The sequence below is a fragment of the Prosthecobacter sp. genome, from assembly GCF_044378005.1.
In the GTDB taxonomy this organism is placed as follows: domain Bacteria; phylum Verrucomicrobiota; class Verrucomicrobiia; order Verrucomicrobiales; family Verrucomicrobiaceae; genus Prosthecobacter.
The window spans coordinates 45,389-63,371 of record NZ_JBILYB010000015.1; the positions used below are offsets into that span (position 1 = coordinate 45,389).

General features: G+C 59.3%; 15 protein-coding genes. 6 read left to right on the top strand and 9 right to left on the bottom strand.

Going from position 1 to position 17,983, the window contains the following annotated elements:
- Positions 1 to 33: 33 nt before the first annotated feature.
- The 7 genes from AC6FTP_RS05375 to gcvT form a co-directional block, all read right to left on the bottom strand.
- The gene (locus tag AC6FTP_RS05375; RefSeq protein WP_497205877.1) at positions 34 to 702 is read right to left on the bottom strand and encodes a hypothetical protein; all 669 of its coding nucleotides are present in this window, start codon (positions 700 to 702) and stop codon (positions 34 to 36) included.
- Between the two features lie 128 nt (positions 703 to 830).
- A complete protein-coding gene (locus AC6FTP_RS05380; protein ID WP_497202485.1) occupies positions 831 to 1,505 on the bottom strand; it encodes a sigma-70 family RNA polymerase sigma factor in 675 nt (224 codons plus the stop codon).
- Between the two features lie 58 nt (positions 1,506 to 1,563).
- On the bottom strand, positions 1,564 to 2,448 hold the full coding sequence (locus tag AC6FTP_RS05385; protein ID WP_497205878.1) for a polyphosphate kinase 2 family protein: 885 nt from the start codon (positions 2,446 to 2,448) through the stop codon (positions 1,564 to 1,566).
- Between the two features lie 109 nt (positions 2,449 to 2,557).
- A complete protein-coding gene (locus AC6FTP_RS05390; protein ID WP_497205879.1) occupies positions 2,558 to 4,381 on the bottom strand; it encodes a hypothetical protein in 1,824 nt (607 codons plus the stop codon).
- A 314-nt stretch (positions 4,382 to 4,695) separates the two neighbouring features.
- Positions 4,696 to 7,563: an Ig domain-containing protein gene (locus tag AC6FTP_RS05395; protein WP_497205880.1), complete on the bottom strand. Its 2,868-nt coding sequence runs from the start codon at positions 7,561 to 7,563 to the stop codon at positions 4,696 to 4,698.
- 590 nt (positions 7,564 to 8,153) lie between these two features.
- Positions 8,154 to 8,591 carry a BUD32 family EKC/KEOPS complex subunit gene (locus tag AC6FTP_RS05400; protein ID WP_497205881.1) on the bottom strand — a complete coding sequence of 146 codons (438 nt, stop codon included), beginning with the start codon at positions 8,589 to 8,591 and terminating at the stop codon, positions 8,154 to 8,156.
- A gap of 60 nt (positions 8,592 to 8,651) precedes the next feature.
- Entirely contained in the window at positions 8,652 to 9,761 is a 1,110-nt protein-coding gene (gene gcvT, locus AC6FTP_RS05405; protein WP_497205882.1) for a glycine cleavage system aminomethyltransferase GcvT, read from the bottom strand.
- A gap of 122 nt (positions 9,762 to 9,883) precedes the next feature.
- Here gcvT and AC6FTP_RS05410 point away from each other — a divergent pair, with 122 nt between their 5' ends.
- A complete protein-coding gene (locus AC6FTP_RS05410) occupies positions 9,884 to 10,888 on the top strand; it encodes a uroporphyrinogen decarboxylase/cobalamine-independent methonine synthase family protein (protein ID WP_497205883.1) in 1,005 nt (334 codons plus the stop codon).
- Positions 10,889 to 11,006: 118 nt separating this feature from the next.
- Complete coding sequence (locus AC6FTP_RS05415; protein ID WP_497205884.1) at positions 11,007 to 12,752, top strand: beta strand repeat-containing protein; 1,746 nt, start codon at positions 11,007 to 11,009, stop codon at positions 12,750 to 12,752.
- 37 nt (positions 12,753 to 12,789) lie between these two features.
- Here AC6FTP_RS05415 and AC6FTP_RS05420 read toward each other — a convergent pair whose 3' ends face one another.
- Positions 12,790 to 12,912, bottom strand: a complete 123-nt coding sequence (locus tag AC6FTP_RS05420) for a hypothetical protein (protein ID WP_497205885.1) — start codon at positions 12,910 to 12,912, stop codon at positions 12,790 to 12,792.
- A gap of 135 nt (positions 12,913 to 13,047) precedes the next feature.
- On the opposite strand from AC6FTP_RS05420, the gene AC6FTP_RS05425 reads away from it, so the two are divergent.
- The 4 genes from AC6FTP_RS05425 (at position 13,048) to AC6FTP_RS05440 (ending at position 17,247) form a co-directional block, all read left to right on the top strand.
- Entirely contained in the window at positions 13,048 to 13,578 is a 531-nt protein-coding gene (locus tag AC6FTP_RS05425) for a DUF4142 domain-containing protein (protein WP_497205886.1), read from the top strand.
- A 309-nt stretch (positions 13,579 to 13,887) separates the two neighbouring features.
- The gene (locus tag AC6FTP_RS05430; protein ID WP_497205887.1) at positions 13,888 to 14,328 is read left to right on the top strand and encodes a hypothetical protein; all 441 of its coding nucleotides are present in this window, start codon (positions 13,888 to 13,890) and stop codon (positions 14,326 to 14,328) included.
- A 48-nt stretch (positions 14,329 to 14,376) separates the two neighbouring features.
- Entirely contained in the window at positions 14,377 to 14,544 is a 168-nt protein-coding gene (locus AC6FTP_RS05435) for a hypothetical protein (RefSeq protein ID WP_497205888.1), read from the top strand.
- A gap of 321 nt (positions 14,545 to 14,865) precedes the next feature.
- Positions 14,866 to 17,247 (top strand): DUF1549 domain-containing protein, encoded by a 2,382-nt coding sequence (locus AC6FTP_RS05440; protein ID WP_497205889.1) that lies wholly within the window; start codon positions 14,866 to 14,868, stop codon positions 17,245 to 17,247.
- A 198-nt stretch (positions 17,248 to 17,445) separates the two neighbouring features.
- On the opposite strand, the gene AC6FTP_RS05445 is transcribed toward AC6FTP_RS05440, so the two are convergent.
- A partial coding sequence (locus tag AC6FTP_RS05445) for a DUF1501 domain-containing protein (protein WP_497205890.1) occupies positions 17,446 to 17,983 on the bottom strand: 538 nt, incomplete at its 5' end.

Consider the following 17,983-nt stretch of genomic DNA (forward strand, 5'->3'; position numbering starts at 1 on the left):
CGGGCGGGATGGATGACAGTCTGTTAAAGAGAATTACTTGCGGCCTTTTTTGGCGGCTTTTTTCACCGTCTTTTTGGCTGGAGCTGCCTTCTTCTTTGCTGGGGGAAGTTTTTTGGCGGCGGAGGCCCTCTTCACTGGGGCTGCTTTTCGGGATGCGACAGCCTTCTTTTTCTTCGAAGGGGCAGCTTTTTCCACGGGCGGCAATTTGGCTGCGGCCTTCAGAATGCCAGCCACGCCACCTTCGCGCTTCAGACGATCCATGAGCATTTTCTCACGGAAGGCGATGGCCTCCTTGAGGATGGCGTCATGAGTTTCCTTCGTGTAGCGGTAAACCTTCGAAACAGTCCTGCCCTTCTCGGCACGAACGGAGACAGCGATCAAGCGGGTGAGCTTGCCTTTCGAGGTCTTGTATTTGCGGTAGGAAATGCCGACGTGACCGCTCTTGTTCTTTTTGTTCGTCGTGTGGGCGATGCGGCTGGCCTCCAGGGGAGGCATGTCTGCGAGCATCGTGTCGCGATAAGCACGAGCAGCTTTGATGGAACCTTTGATGCCGCCGAACAGGCTGTCTGAGAAATGCTTCGTGTGCAGACCGCCATCGCGGGAGATGCAAACTTGGAAGCCGTGAGTCTGCTTGGCAGCGTCAGGGCGAGTGTCGATGCGTTTGATGTTACGTTCGGAAAGGGGATTGGATCGGCGGCGCATATCTGGTTTGTATTGAGGGCGGGAAACGGGGTAGAAGGTGGCGGCTACGGATGACAGCGCAACATGAAATGTGTCGTAACTATTGTGTTATGGTTAGTCTGCCCTGGTCATCGCCCGTCAGCTCTTGTTCATTGATCTTCTTCCGAAAGTCTGGCGGCTTCACGCTTAAGGATGCGCCCCACGCGATGCTTCGCCAGATAGACCTGCGCAGCATTGACGCCGAGCTCTTTTTTCACCCGTTCCGGGCTCCAGCCTTTGAGGACATAACAGGAGAAGATCTGGAACTGACGTGGCGAGACAAGCGCACGCACACGGCGCAGGGCGATGTCCATCACCTTGTCCTGCCACTCCTTGTCCCAGAGTTTTTCCAGCGCCATACCATTTGGGTCGGCGCAGCGGTCGATGGGAGCGGTACGACGCTCGTCCGTCTCGTCGGCATAGAGGTTGGCTTCGCGGCTCTGCTGCTTCTTGCGGCGGCGGAACTGATCCAGGATGCGCCAGCGCGCCTGATTCAGGAGGAAGGATTTGAAGGAGCCCAGGCTGGTGTCGAACTTCTTCTTTTGGAGGTTCTTCGCTACGCCGATGAAGGTCTCTTGCACGACATCGTTGGCTTCATCGTCGCTAAGCCCTGACTTGCGGGCCACATGGAAGACGAAACCTGAGTAGGTGCGGTAAAACTCATCCCAGCTCGACCAGTCGGACCAATTGTCCAATCGCTCGATCAGCGTTTTACGTGTCGGGATGCCGCCTGAGGCTTCCTTCACGATGTCTTCTGGGATGTCTTTGGGGATGTCGTCCTCCATGGGGGTGGGCGCGGAGTCTATGGCGCGCCCCGAAGGTGGCAAGGGAAGAAAACACCGGCTACTCTGCCAGCAGCAGCTTCTTTGCGGCCTGAAGCTCAGTGATCTGCTCACTAGGCAGCTCGGGATACTTCAGTTTCATGGTCTGCATCTCGGCGAGCACGGCGGCACTGACGATGAGTCGCATGTTCTTTTTGTCATCGGCTGGAACGACATACCAAGGGCAGTCGTCGGTTCCGGTGGCGCGGATGGCGTCTTCATAGGCTTCCTGATACTCTTTCCAGTAGCCGCGCTCCTTCACATCGCCCTCTTCGAACTTCCAGTTTTTGCTCGGCGTATCGATGCGCGCCAGAAAGCGCTTCTTCTGCTCTTCCTTCGAGACATGCAGGAAGAACTTCACGATGCGGATGCCGTTGCGGTCGGAGTACTCCTCGAAGTTGCGGATGTCCTTGAGACGATCCTTGAAGAGCTTGTCGATATTCTTCGTCGTCTTCGCAGGCAGGCGTTGGATCTTCGTGACGATCTCGGGATGCACCCGGCAGACCAGCACCTCCTCATAGTAGCTGCGGTTGAAAATGCCGATCCTTCCGCGTGGCGGCATCACTCGCGTGGTGCGCCAGAGGAAGTCGTGGTCGAGTTCATCATCGGTGGGCCGTTTGAAAGCATGGCTTTCGACCCCCTGCGTGTTCACACCACTCATCACATGCTTGATGGTGCTGTCCTTGCCAGCCGCATCCATGGCCTGAAAGATCAAAAGAAGTCCCTGCCGGTCCTGCGCATACATCTTCTGCTGGAGGTCATCGATCTCCACGCGGAACTGCTCGATCAACTCCTCGTAGTGCGCATCATCCGTGTAGAGCTTCTTCACCTTCGTCTTCGCTTTGGCGATGCGGAACGGTCTGCCATCAGGCACGCGGAAATCGTCGAGGTTGAGCTTGAGTTTCATGTTTGAGTGGGAGCTGGACTGAAAGTGGGAATGAAGAGGTAACAGGGTTCCAATCCCGTGAACAGAAAGACTTTGAGGCAAGATTCGCGCCGATTTTGCGCGTTCATCCTCATTCCGAAGCGGCGCTCGAATTTACGGGCACGCTGCCTTGAACCCTTGGGTAGAAAAGCTGCGCCGCACGGCGAAGTTCCTGGGACTGGCGGCTCGCACCATAGATGGCATTCGGCAGATGGCGGTGTTTGGCCAACAAATGATAGGCACCCAGGGTCTCGAATCCGGCATTGAGGGAGCCATTCATCGCGAGATAACTTTTCCCCGTGACGGATGCTGTCTCCACCATGCCCCAGGGAGTGAAAAGGCCCGCCTTCTCCATCCGGCGCAGCAGTGAGTAAGTCTCCGTCGAGTCCGCGAGCGCGGCAGACATGAGGACATAGTGCGGGTGAATCACCGCCTGATCGGGCAAGTCAGTGCCGCCAACGTAATAGGAGTCGCCATACAAACCCTCACCTGCGGACAGACCATAGATGCCGAGTTTGGCGGCGAGTGTGTGAGGCCAGGTGCGCGCGATGTAGTCCTTCTGCGTTTGCAGCATTCGCTGACGGGCTGTTTTCCAGCGCACGCCATCCACGGCATCGGGCTCATCACTGTCGAAGTCAGGGTAAAAGAGGCTTTGCATCTCCGTGATGAAGCCCGAGCCCTGCCAGGCTTGGCCGGGACGCTCCATCTTCCGGCGCGGCGCGTTTTCATCGACGATGTTTTGCAGCATCATCACGAGCGCCGTTTCACCGCCCCAGTCACGCCAGCCATGTGGCAGCAGGGTGCGGCCATCTTCCTTCAGACCATGGGTGATCTCACCGTCTGGCAGCCGCAGCTTCGCGAAGTCGATTTGATCCACCGCGGAAATGATCTCCGCCTTCAGATCCGCATCCGCGAGCATCTCGGAGCCGAGCAGTAGGCTGTGGTAATACAAAGCCGTGTCCACCGTACTGTACTCGGTGCCGGGATGGATCATGTAACCTGTGGCACCGCGGCGCACAAAGTGTGGCAGCACGCCCGAGGGCCGGTCCAGCGCCTTCACCGCCGCATGAATCTGCCGCAGCGTCTTCTGTGCCTGCTCTGGCGTCACGATCTGCAAAGGCGGCTGTGAAACCGCCGCTGTGGCGAGAGCAAAAAGCCCCGTGGATGCGAGCGACTCGAAGGCGCCGTCCTCAAGATGCGCACGATCTTTGACGAAACCGGAGCTCTCATCGTAGCAACGCGCCAGCTTGGCATACGAGGCGGCGACCACATATTCCTCGAAGGGCACTGCGGCTGTCTCCACGCCGAGATGCAGGGCATCGACGCAGATTTCCGATCCAGGCTCCGCGATCCAGGTGATGAGTTTCGCCTTCGTGCAGGCCAGGGGCGAGATCGCCAAAGTCACAGGGCGTGGCGTGGATGCCTCCAACTCAATCAAGGACGACCATAGCAGCTCCTGCCGGTCGGATTTGATCTCCAGCTTGAGACGTCCGTTGCCACGGGCATCCACACGCATGCTCGCGATCCTCGGCTGATGTGCAGCACTCACGAGCGTCGGCCATGCCGCGTTGAAATTCAGCGACTTCTGTGACTCACGCGCCAGACCCGCCAGACTGTGCCACATGCCCGACCACGCCTCCGGCTCCTGCCCGAGATGCACGCAGACTTCATCCTTTTCCCACTCGATGTCATGTTCCGCCGGCCCCATGAAGCCAAAGTCCGTGCCCAGATGCGTGTAGGCCGTGAAGGAATTCAGCCGCCGCTTGCCAGCCACCGGCATGGGCTGCCGCCCGGGCTGGGCATGAATGAAATACTCCTGCACCGGCTGCCAGACGAGCCGCGACTCGTTCTGGGCCGGCAACGAAGACAGCAATCCCAGAAAGATCGCTGCGCATGTGGTTGGAAGCAGGCGCATCAAAGGAAAAACAAAAACCTAACGGCAATACGGGCCGCGAGGCAATGATGTTCGCTTCAAATTGCCCAGATCATGAATGAGCAGCTCATGTTTCTACATGCTGCCGGAACGGGAAGTCAGACTGCTTTCCACAAACTCGAGTGTGGGTCAGTAGTGATTCCGCTTGATCAGGTCATTGCCTTCGTTGGGAAATACGTGGCCCACACGGAATGGCAGGATTCACAGGCCGGGGACTTGCTTGAGATGAAAATTGTCAGCAGTTGTAGCATCCATGTTCTGCAGGGGTGCTTTTTACCAGGCCTCGAGCAGCCTAACTAATCCATCCGCACGTTCCCCGAATGAAGCGGCGTGTTCTGCAAGGTTTCGCCGACGGCATCCGGCAGCTCTGGGAGGAGGAGGTAACCGTAGGCCGTGCATCGACGCGGGGTATTGCTGAGTGGGACCATGAGCGCCGAAAAGGCAGCTTTTCGGTCCGTCTTCACCGTCTCTCCCCGCAACACAAAATCCCCGGTGGCCAGACCGGAGGTGCGATTGAGTGTCACGCGAATGGCTTGAAGATTATCATCGAGGGCCTTCGCCGCTCCTGACTTGAATCTGAAGCGCTCCGAAACCAGCCCCATCAGCGGGTCTTGTGTGAGATCCACACTGAAATAGAAATGCTCCGAGCCTCGGATGATCACCGGGATAGGACCCGGAGTGAAATCGTAATCCAAAGAACCCATGTAGGCGTTAGCGAGCAAGAGACCGCCTTCCATGCGCATAGGTGCCCGTGTTTCTGCGGGAAGGGCACGCACACCCGGAGTCTCAGCCTTGTAAAACATCGTGGTGCCGGAGAGGCGATCACCTTCAATAAAGCAATCTCCGCCAGTGAGAAAACTGCCTCGGTTCCTGTGAGTATAGACCTGCACCATGACACGGCTCAGGCCGTCGCCAGCATCACCATGCCAACCGGCCCCAGTGAAGCTGGTGCCATCCGGGAGTTTGCCGGTCCAGGTGATACTGCCTGAGCGCGCCACTTGCAACGAGGCGTAGCCGTCTCCCATCCGCAGCGGAGGTGATGGCGAGCCAGGGTCCAGCTTGCTTAGACGCACATTATACCGGCCTGCGGGCGTGGCTGGCGGCAGGCCGGTTGGGCGGATCATCTGCTCCCAGGATTCCTTGCCATCCAGAAATACGTGACACATCCAGCCCGAACCTTCCCCGGCCACCATCGTACGGACAATCACATCACTCAGAGGTGCCTTGCGGCGGACCGTGAATTTGCAGTGGTGAAGTACACTGTAAGGCTCGGAATTCCCACCAATGCTGCCGCTAAAGGTCAGCTTTTGACCAGCGAGTATGATCCAGCCTGTGCAGCGGCCCAGGGCCGTGGCGGTGAGGCTGACGGAGGTGCCGAGCTCATGCTCCAAGGGCGGCTTTCCTTCGTAGGAATTCATAGTCGCCTGAGGACCTAAGACGGAATAAAAGGTGCCCACGTTGATGGCATCCAGCGGACGGACAAGCCAGTCAAACTCGGTCACCGCCGCTCCGGCAGCGTTGCTTGCCGTGACCTTCACCTTGTAAGGGATGGGCACACCTTTGAGGAGTCGTGGTGTCGTGGGCAGGCCGCTGATTTTTCCGCTGGCGGGGTCCAGTTTCAGACCTGGCGGCAGCCCCGTGGCCGTGTAGCGAACGGTTTCCAGGCTGAAGGCGGCCAGTTGAAGCGACACAGGCGACAAAACATAGTGGTCCTGATTCGACACTGCCTCCACGACCGGGGACTGGGTGACCAGCAGACGGGTCACATTCGTGGTGCGGGTATGTTTTCCAGCGGGACTCTGCAAAGTCAGTCGGCAGGTGTAGTCGCCATTGTCAGGGATGATCACGGACTCGAGCTTCAACTCAAACTGGGTGGCACCCGGTATCTCTTCCCCGTCCACCAGCCATTGGTAGCTCAGGGAGCAGTCTTGAGGAACCTTGGCCACTGTGCGTAGAAGCGCGTCATTTCCAGCCAGCACCCGCACCAGGGCAGGCGGTGCCACCACCACGGCCAGATAGGCGGGTGAGAGGTCCACGGAACCTTCGGGATTGGATACATTCGCGCGAAACACCCCGCCACCATCGAACGCCACGGCCTTCAAGGTTAGGGCCGCTTGTTTGGAACTGAGTGCGACGCCGTTTCTCGACCAGCCAAAGGTCGCCAGAGGACTGGCCGATACCTTGGGCGCAAAAACCCAGTCCTGTCCTGAAAGCACAATGCCTGACTGCGGCGGCACCGTCTCCTCAGGTGCCCCTTCCTCCGAGGTGACCTGGACCACGGCCACGTCACTATCGAGCATGCCTCCCTCATGTGTGATGCGCACCTGGAATGACCGTGATGCGGCGTCTGCTGATCCGGGCACCTCGCACTCAGGCCCCGTGGCGCCTGGAATGAGCTGTTTTTGATTCTCGCCCACCAGCTCATACCATTGATAAGTCAGGCTTTTCCCGGAAGCTGTGACAGCCAGGCAGATGGGGTGTCCGGTCTTGACGCTGTGCGAGGTCGGCTGGCGGGTGATCTCTGCCTCTGGCGGAGTCTCCGGCTGCCAGGTGCCCACGATGATGCCGGGTGAGGCCACTCCATCCACCGAGCCAAAATTACCCGCCATCACTAGCATCTTATCACTTCCGGTCATGTGCTTCACAGCAGCGTCTGGAGTCCATGACAACGGATAAAATCTCCGCCCCGACCAGCGGAAAATACGATTCTCGAACTCGTAGGTTCCGAGCCGCAGCGAGCCGAAACTGTAAATCTCCTGGCCAACTTGGTGGATGTCCGAAGTCTGCCCGGCAAGTCTGTACCATCGGTCCGCAACCTGCACACACATGTATGAGCCACTCCCGAAAGCTGTGGGTGACCAAAGAGAGGGCGAGGCATCTGGAATGGCCGCTGACTGGATGTAAGTAGCTTCATGAGCGAGGGACTCCTGCCAGTATCCGAGCGGCTGTTTGCGATAGACGCTCAGCGCCCAGCCCAGCCTGTTGATGAGAATCCGGTCCTCTGACATGGCCAGGATTCTGGAGTGACTGCTCCCGGTGACGCTTCCAACCGGCGACCATTCATCGCCACCTTCTAGCATCATCATCTGTGTGTTAAGGCCGGTCTGGCTCGCCATGCCATAAAGCACATTTTCATAGGAGTAGAGCTGAACAAGCTTTGCCATTGGACCTTCGTGAATCCGAACCGCGCTCCAAACGCTCCCATTCGACTTTGCGGCTGTCTCATATTTGCCATCAAGCGTGAAGCTCCCTGTGGCATAAAGCTCCCCTTGGTGAACCGCGAGTGTGTCCACAATCCCGGGTGTGCTGGCCAATCCTGCCCCCAGTGTCTGCCATCTTTCCCCATCCCAGAGCGCGACATTGGGCGTCGTGATGTCACCAATACTGCTGAAGCGCCCACCCACATAAAATGAGTCCGCATCCCTCATGACCACGGCATTGATGAAAAACTTGGGCTGCAGAGGGGGAGCCCAATCAGCCCCGGTGTTCACACTCCGCCAGCTTACCTGATCGGAAGCAGCGAATACCTGGGAACAGATTACGCCCAGGATCAGCACCGACAAAACCAGGCATTTCTGGGGGGATGCATTCAGGGGGGAAGTCATAAGAAATGAGTCCGCCCGAATACCATGTGACCTAGTTATACGCCAACTTGATTTTCCTAGCTCACTCCTGAACGAGGCCAAGAAAGAATGGCAACGGGGAAGGTAATCACCTGAAAATTGGACCTCTTATCTTTTCCTGCCACAGGCGTTTACCACCCGCGCGGCCCCATGTTCAACGGATCTGGATCAGGTGGCGGTGGCCCGAGGTCGGGCTGATCTAGGATCGTGGCGAACTCGAAGTCGATCAGGCAGAAGCGGCCCAGCCTCGCATCGTAGGTCACATTGCGCGTGTAGGGGTCTTCATGGCGCACGCCATACTGCTCCAGCTCCGCGTAGATCTGGCGCAGCTTGTCTTCGCCGAGATGCTCCACACGCTTGCCGCAGTTCGTCGTCACGAGATGCAGCGTGGCCTCATCTGCTTCGATGACGCGCGGCACGAAGTTGCAGCCCTGCTTCTCCAGATACTTCAGCACGCGCAGTTCGTGATCAAAGCGCTCCTTCGCCATGTGCCCACGGAAAGTCTTGTACACCTTGCCGTCGTAACCCAGACGGACCAGTGAGCGGGCGGTGTTTTTGGCTTCTTGCATGGGGTCTGATACATCGCGTCTGAAGACCGCTTTCGCAAGGTGCGAAACCAGTCACAGAGATCATGCTTCCTTTCGATAAAATGGCTTCTTCACCACCTCGGCGGGGAACTTCCGGCCGCGGATCTCGATCTCGATTTGCGTGCCGATCTTTGCGGCAGCTGTCGGCAGATAGGCCATGCCGATGCCCGTGCTGAGGCTGGGGGATTGGGTGCCGCTGGCGACTTCACTGACGATCTCCCCGCCAACGGCGATGGGATAATGCGGGCGCGGTAGTGGAGCGGTACCGATCATTTTGAAAGCGGCGAGCTTGCTCGGCAAACCGGCGGCTTTTTGAGCGGCGAGCGCGGCTTTGCCGATGAACTCGGGCTTCTCCATCGCCACGAAGAAACCGAGGCCTGCCTGGAGCGGCGTCTTGTCTGGCGCGAGGTCGTTGCCATTCAGCGGGTAGCCCATTTCGAGGCGCAGCGTATCGCGTGAGCCGAGTCCACAGACAGCGCCACCTTCCTCACGAGCCGCAGCGACGAGCTTGTCGAAGAAAGCCGGGCCGTTCTTGGCAGGCAGGAAGAACTCAAAGCCCTCCTCGCCTGTGTAACCCGTGCCGCAGAGCCACATGAAGCCCTCTTCATCGGCGGAGACAAAGATGCTGTTGTGCGGTGGGAAAGGAGCCGCTTCGCCGAAGACCTTCTCAAACACCGCGCGACTCTTCGGCCCCTGGATGGCGATGCCCGCTGTGCATTCGCTCAGGTTCGCCATCTGCACTTCCTCTTCAGGCGTGAGCAGGCTGCGCAGATGCGCCCAGTCTTCGTCGATCTTCGAGGCATTCACCACGAGGAAAAACTCACGCGAGCTCGTGCGGTAGAGGATGAGGTCGTCGATCACTCCGCCTGCCTCATTCAGCATCAGCGAGTACTGCCCCTGGCCGAGTTCCAGCTTCGCGACATCATTCGTCAGCGCGCGATTCAGGAAAGCCAGCGCGCCTTCACCACTGACGATGAATTGCCCCATGTGGGAGATGTCAAAGACGCCCGCGGCCTTCCGCACGGCCTGATGCTCCGGCACGATGCCCGTGTATTGCACCGGCATCTCCCAGCCCGCGAAGGGCACCATCTTCGCCCCGAGGGCGAGGTGATTTTCATACAGCGGAGTGCGGAGCAGTGGGGCGTCAGACATGGCCCTCAGGTTGGCGGGCGCAGGTGGATTGTCAAAGGTGCGCCTTGGAGCAAACCGGCCCGGCTTTGGACAATCAGAGCCGCGGCTCGCCAGTCAGGACATCGTCTGTTTAGGCTGCGCCCATGTCCCAGCCCTCCATCCTCACCACCACCGTCGGTTCCTACCCTGTGCCTGACTGGCTGGCGGCGCTGCCCAGCGAGCAGGCCGTGATTGATGCCACCCGCGTCGTCTTTGACACCCAGCGTCAGGCCGGGATCGACCTGCCGACCGATGGCGAACTGTATCGCTTCGATGTGAACCACCCGGACACGAACGGCATGATCGAATACTTCGTCCACAAGCTCGGCGGCTGCGATGCCCGCGTCGGGCGGGAGGACTCCGCGAAGTTCCGCGCCAAGCAGGAGATGGGCTTCCGCGCCAAACCCGCCGCCATCGTCCGCAGCGCCATCACCGAGGGCGTGCTGAATCTCCCCGAAGACTGCACCCGTGCCGCACGCGTCTCCGGCGGCGCCTTCAAGTTCACCCTCACCAGTCCCTACATGCTCGCCCGCACCCTGCTGGACGAGCACTACCACGACTTCGAGGCCCTCACCCTGGCCGTGGCCGATGCCCTCGCGGCGCAGGCTGCGGACCTGCGCTGCGACTGCGTGCAGGTGGATGAAGCCAACATCCCCGGCAATCCCGCCGATGCCCCCCTCGCCGCCCGCGCCATCAACCACGTGCTCGATGCCGTGAAGGTGAAAAAAGCCGTCCACTTCTGCTTCGGCAACTACGGCGGCCAGAGCATCCAGCGCGGCGAATGGGCCGCGCTCATCACCTTCCTGAACAGCCTGCGTGCCGATCACCTCGTGCTCGAGCTCGCCCACCGCCCCGGCTCAGATCTCGATGCCCTGCGCGACCTCGACCCCAGGATCGGCGTCGGCCTCGGCGTCGTGGACATCAAGGTCAACCACATCGAGTCCGCCGACGAGATCGCCCGCCGGATCGAAAGCGCCGAAAAAGTCCTCGGCAGCGGCCGCGTGCAGTTCATCCACCCCGACTGCGGCTTCTGGATGCTGAAGCGCAGCATCGCCGACCGGAAGATCGAAGCCCTGGCCCTCGGGCGGGATCAGTTTCTCGGGAGATAAAAGCCACGCAGCGGGGCGACCCCTTTCACAAAACAACTGCGGGCTTTTCCTGGAGTGCAGTTTGTGGTAGGACGGAGGCGCTATGAAACAAGCTGTTGTTCATCCCTCTCATTCCTCGGTGCTCGAAGTTCTGGAATCCAAGATCGCTCCTGCGGGAGTGGTGAATCTCACGCTGGCGAATGGCGTGCTGACGATCACGGGGGATGGCGGGGCGAATGAGCTCTTGTTTAGCCTGACGGGAGATTATGGCTGGGCGGTCTCTGACAACGTGGGGGCTGCGGATACGGAGATCAAAGTGAATGGCGTCAGCCAGGGCTTCGCAACGACGATCCAAGCGCCCACCTCGGTCAAAGGAAACCTGGGGGGCGGGAATGATGAGATCTCGTTCGTGATGGCGGCGGTCTCGGGAAGCTTTTCCCTCTTGGGCGGCGATGGCGATGACAAGCTGACGCTGAACCAAGTGTTGATCGGTGAGAGCGCTACTTTTGATGGCGGGGCTGGGACAGACATCGTTTTCTCAGAAGACCTGACGCTCAGCGGTGACCTGAACATCAAAGGCGGCACGGGCATGGATGGCTTTTTGCTGAAAAGTCTGAATGCTGGCAAAAACGTCAACATTGATATGGGCACGGGAGTTCTGGAGGGCGAGCTGGGCACAGGCTCCAAGGTGTCTGGCAATGTGAAGATCACGGGCCTGAATTCGGCGTCTGAGGGGGCTTTTGTGGGGGTCCAAGGGATGGATGTCTTGATCCAGGGCTCCCTGACCATCAGCGTCGGCAGCGGTAATTCGCTGATCTTTCTGGGTGGGGGGCTGGGAGACTCTGTGACGGTCGCCGGGTTGACCAAGCTGACTGCGGGCAATGGTCTATCCGCGCTATCGATGAAGGGCTCTTTGTTCCTCCATGGGGGACTGAATTTTGCCGCTGGGGGGGGCGCGAATAGTATTTCCACGTCTGATCTCGGCACCCTGAGGACGGGTGCCTTTACCTACACGGGCGGCAGCGGAGATGATGTCGTGATGCTTGGGGGAAGTGATGTTTTCTTGGGCGTCACAAATGTGACGCTGGGAGATGGCAACAATGCTTTCTACGTCACGACGTCGGGTCAGGCGGTGATCAATGGCGGCGCCACCTTCACCGCAGGCAAGGGCAATGATGCCATCGAGTTCACCTCCACTGATGTGAAGGTGGTCGGCCTGCTGAAGGTGACCGCAGGGGCTGGTAACAATCAACTTTATGTCCAACCGACCTCGGGTGGTAACATCGGTGCGCTGACTTACGTGGGAGGCACTGGAGACGACAGCCTGCGCCTGCACAGCAATGCCGGGGCCGATGAGCTGGCGATCATCGGTGCTGTGAATGCCACGATGGCGGCTGGGAATGCCTCCGAAGTCATGCTGCAGAAATGCCGGCTCCTGGGCGGGCTGAATGTCAGCTCCACAGCCACCAACGCGGAGTTCTTTGTCATGGAAGACACTCTCGTCTCCGGGGCTGTCAGTCTGAAGGTGAATGGCGTGGCCGGTGCCAGCCTGCGGCTGGACGATGTCTCGCTGGCTTCCACGATTTTCGTGGACACGGGCGCTGGCAACGATGGCGTGACTTTTGACAACACCGTGGCGGGCTCCACCCGCACCAGTGTCTTTGCCGGCGCCGTGAAGGTGCTGCTGGGCACAGGAGATATCGATTACTTCATCGGCGGGCGCAGCGGTGGCGGAGCGACCTTTGGCTGTGTCTTTGGCTCTTCCATCCTGATCGACGGGGGCCTCGGCGCGACCGATTCGGCGGACTTTATGTCCGACTACGGGAATACCTTTGCCATCGTTCCCACGGCGGCGAGCCATCCTGGGGTCGAGTTCTTCTCGTGAACCTGAGCCCGGTCGGGTGGAAGCCAAAGCCCTCGCGCTAGGGCGGGATCAGTTTCTCGGGACGAAGTAAAGCGCTGCCTGCTGCCTGCGCTCGACGTGCCACACCATTCCCATCCAGGAGTGTCGGGAGGTCCATCGGCGGGTGGAGGTCTTCGATCATGCTCTGGAGATCTTCCGGGGTGCCCAGCCGCTAACTTAAAGAGTGGTGTTTCACCCCATGGAGCATTCAGCAGGCCCCGCCTAGCATGACACCGATGACTCCACCAAGGACGCCATCAACCCAAACCAAACAAACATGAAAACCCTATCCTTCACCCTCTTTTCCTCCGCCACCCTCGCCATGTGCGGGCTGCTATTCCTCGGCGGACAAAGCCGTGCCGAAGACAACAAAAGCGGCCTGACCTCGGATGAAGTGAAATTCATCAAGCACAGTGCTGCTGACGGCATGGCTGAAGTGAAAATCGCCGGTCTGGCGGTGAAGAAAGCTGAAAATGCTGAGGTCAAGGCCTTCGCCGAAATGCTCGTCACCGACCACACAAAGGTGAACGAGGAACTCAAGATGCTCGCGACCAATAAGAATGTGGACCTTTCCGCCGTCATCGATCCGAAAGACGCCGGCACCTTCCAGAAGCTGGAAAAGTTCAGCGGCGCTGAGTTCGACAAGGAATACCTCGGTGAAGTCGTCAGCAGCCACAAAAAATGCCTCGGTGCTTTTGAAGACATCTCGAAGGGGTCAAAGGACGCCGACGTGAAGGCCTTCGCTGACAAAATCATTCCTACCCTCAAGGCCCATCACGACAAGGCCAAGGAACTTCATTCCAAGTAACACTACGTGGAAGCGGCGGCTGAGTATCTCAACGTTCGGGAGACATTGAATACTCGGCTGCCGTCACTGGATCACTCTTGAAAAAGAGATCTGCAGGCCCCCCCCCCTGCAAAACGGTGGCAGTGGCGCTGACTTCAGCGCTGCTGTCACCTTTTCTGTTTTCGGAAGAGTCTGCAGACTCATCCATCCCCCGTGCTCCGGCCTGCACCCATCGGCTTTGCTGGCAGCCGCTCCACTCGGTGGGGTCTTCACCCCATGGCCCGCGCCGGGTTCCTGCGGCACTCTCATTCCCCAGTTTCCCCTTCCGCCATGTCTTCGCTTTCTGACCTCCCCCCGCGCGCCAGGCCCGGCATCATTCGCAGCCTCCCCATGCTCGCGCTCGCACTGCTGGCCTACAATGCAGCCCTTGCCATGGGACACGACTTCCGGCTTGCCCAAGAGCAGCCGCTATGGAGTGCCCACCTCATCTCCGGCGCGGCCTGGTCCGCAGGCTGGAATGAGGTCATGGTCGCCAGCGGTCTCGCCCTGCTTTTCATCGAAATCCTGAAGTCCACCCGCACCACCCAGAACTCCACTCTGGAGCACCTCCTCTCCATGCTCGTGTTCATCATCTTCATCGTCGAGTTCCTCGTCGTCGCCGGGGCTGGCACCAATGTCTTCCTTCTCCTGGGCATCATGTCGCTCATCGATGTCATGGGCGGCTACGCCATCTCCATCGCCGTCGCTCGCAAGGACTTAAACATCAGCTAGCCCGGCCCCGCCTTTCCCCTCATTCAAAGCTTACCTCTCTTCAACCTCATGAAAACCTCCCTCCTCCTCCTGCCACTCCTTCTCATCACTCTGGCCGCCCTGCCTGCCTGCCGCAAAAAAACCACCGGGGAGAAGATTGGCGACAAAATCGACGACGTGCTCGACCAGCGCCCCGGCGAAAAAATCCGCGATGCCGTGGAAGACGTGAAAGAGTAGCCGCAGCCATCGGCCATGAAAAAGGGGCAGGTGTTTCATTTTGCGGAATTCCAGAAATCCAGGCGCTCGCTTTCAGCGATCTCACGTCGCCGTTTGAGCAGCTTCCGTGATCCGGGCAAGACTTTCTCCTGCGCCTCCAGAAACCTCCGCCGGTCCTCATCATCCCGGTCAATCTCCTCCCGTCGCTCACCCCGCGCCGTCACATGATCAAGCGCTCCCGGAGACTGAAGGCGGACCTGTCTGGGCATGGCTCAAGGGCCGTCTAAACACAGGAACCTTGCCATTTGCAACACCAGGGCTTGATCCTGCGTTTCACATTGCATGAAAAGCCTCCTGGCGTGTTCAATCATCGTCACGTTTTGGCTTGGGACACTCGCCCGGGCCGACCCCAAAGTTTCTGCCGCCGCCGCTGAAATTGACGCGCTTCTGGCGAAGGACTGGGCGGCTAACAACTTGACGCCCAATGCCCCGGCGGATGACAGTGTTTTCGTGCGCCGCATCTATCTGGATGTGGTGGGCCGCATTCCCACCACGCGTGAGGCTGATGAGTTTCTGGCTTCCAGAGAAGAAGGAAGGCGTGCAGCACTGATCGACAAGCTCCTCGATTCCGAGGGCTATGTGCTGAACTACTTCCACTACTGGGCGGACGTGCTGCGTGTGCAATCCAAGGGCCAGCGAACAGGCCCCGCGTATGTTCATTTCATCAAGGATGCGCTGCGCAGCAACAAGCCGTATGACGTGTTCGTGCGGGAGATGGTCGCCGGAGATGGCAAGGCCTGGTCCGATGGGGCGATTGGCTACTACACACGTGATCGTGGCATGCCCTTGGACAACATGGCGAGCACGTTGCGCGTCTTCCTGGGCACCCGCATCGAATGCGCCCAGTGCCACAATCACCCCTTCGACAAGTGGACCCAGAGGCAGTTCTACGAGATGGCGGCCTTCACCTTTGGCGTGGAGATCAGAGACTCCGGCGGCAGTTTCGCGGGCGGCATCAGCGACCTTCTGCGTGATCAAGGCATGGCCATTCGCACCACGTTCAAACTGCCTGAATGGCCCAAAAACCCGACCACCGAGGCCGACCAACGCGCTTACTGGACGGAGGTGGCAGATGTGGGGCGGGCACGCCTGGCGGCTGAGGAAGCCTTGCGACAGGCTGAGGGTTTATACAATCAGGCCATGAGCGAGCCTCGCGGCATCGGGAGCTACCCCAAGGTGACCTTTGACGAGAAGCGCAAGCTCACTCTGCCACCGGATTACAAGTATGACGATGCGAAGCCCAAATCCGTCGTGAAACCGGCAGCCATGATGGGCCATGCCTGTACTCCTCTGCCAGGTGAAACACGGGTTCAGGCCTACGCACGCTGGCTGGCGAATCCCGATAACGACCGCTTCAACAAGGTCGTGGTCAATCGCCTGTGGAAAAAGGCCTTCGGCCTCGCCCTGATCGAGCCGCTCGACGATCTCACGGACAATACCATGGCGGTGAATCCCGAACTGTTGAGCCATCTTGAAAAGCTGATGGTGCGCCTGAATTACGACATGAAGGTGTTTCTGCGCATCCTTTTCAACACGAGCACCTACCAGCGCCAGGCCTCCCACGAGGAGGTGGCGGCCGGGACTGCCTGCCACTTCACGGGCCCGGTGCTGCGCCGCATGACAGCCGAGCAACTGTGGGACAGCTTCGTGACGCTGATCAACCCGAATCCCGACATGCTAAACATGACCACCCACGAAGTCTGGGAGCAGCGCAGGCTGGCTGTGGAAAAGGTCGCCGATCCGGCGGAGACGTTCAAGAGCATTCAAGTGGCCGCCAAGATGTACCAGGAGCAGCCGGAAGGTTTGGAGGCCATGCAGAAACGGTTGGCAGAGGCCAGCGATGAGGCCAAAAAACACCAATCCATCGCCGCCACAGCCACCGGACCTGAAAAACAGGCGGCCACCGCCCACGCTGCTGCTTGCCAGGCGAAAATCAAATCCATCAACCGTGAGATCACCGACCTTTACAGCCATGCCCGCCGCACCGTCATGGCGGAAGTGATCATTCCCGGCCAAAAAAAGCTGTTCGAAAAGGTCACCGGCAAGCCCTGGGAGCCCCTTGCTGATGAACCCAAACGGGACGTTCCGATTCCAGCCGCCCCCACTGCCGAAATGCAGGCGGCCGGTGCTGCCGAGGGCGGGCTCACCATGGCCCCTGGGGATGGCAAGACCAAGCCGACCAAGGCGGAGGCCGCCGAAGCTGAGATCAAGGCTTGGACGGAAGAGGCCATGTACTATGCCATCCCCCGGAGGCAGTGGCGGGACTACTTTCGTTCGCGGGGCCAGCAGTCCCGGCAGTGGCTGCGCGCGGCGGAAATCGAAAGCCCCGCCCCGCGCGGCCATTACCTGCGCGAATTTGGCCAGAGCGACCGGGAAATCATTGAGAACAGCAACAGTGATGCCTCCGTTCCCCAGGCCCTGGCATTGATGAATGGAGAGCTTCTGCCGCAGATCCTTCACCGCTACAGCCAGCTCATGCTCACCGTGGGCAAGGCCCAGTCTGCCCACGAAAAAATCGACGCCGCTTACATGGCCGTGCTTTCCCGCAAGCCCACCGCCAGGGAAAAGGGCCTTTGCCTTCAGGCCCAGGACAAAGGCCTCAGCACCATGGAGGACCTGATCTACGCACTGATCAACACCCGGCAGTTCATCTTCAATCAGTAAGTTTTGTTCGGCTGAGACGGGACGGCCAATCTTCCTGGGGCTCCCCAGACTCTAAAAACTGGAATCTCGCCATTTGAATCACCTGCCCCTTTCACTTCGATGCCTGGGGCATCCCTGTGAGTTCATCCGCCAAAGCAGAAGTCGGCAAGCTTGAGACGTGGATGGATGCCGAAGGGGATGTGCCGCAGGGCAAGCTTCTCAAATTCGGATCAATCCACGAATCGGCCGGCCATTCGGCACGATGGGTGTGGGGCGTCCCGCGAAATCATTGATCGTCTCCTTGCCGGAGTCGATGCCGAGATGGTGATAGATGGTGGCGAGGAAATCATGCGGACTGCACGCATTCTCGACCACTTCTTCACCACGCTTGTCACTGGCACCAATGACGCCACCGGTTTGCAGACCACCACCGGCCCATAAATTGGTAAAGGCACGCGGCCAGTGATCTCGTCCTGGCTGCACGATGCCTGCGGCGGCGCTGGCCTCTCCGGCGCCCGAGCTGGCCACATGACTGATCTTCGGCGTGCGCCCAAACTCACCGCTAACGACGACAAGGACGCGCTTGTGCAGACCACGAGCATGCACGTCCTCGATCAATGCCGACACGGACTGATCAAAGGCACCGGCTCGAAAGCGCAAGGCGTCGAAGACATGATGATTGACCGCGTGATCGTCCCAGTTGCCCACGCGACCACATTGCGGGCCGTCGAGACAGCTCGTGATGATTTCCACGCCA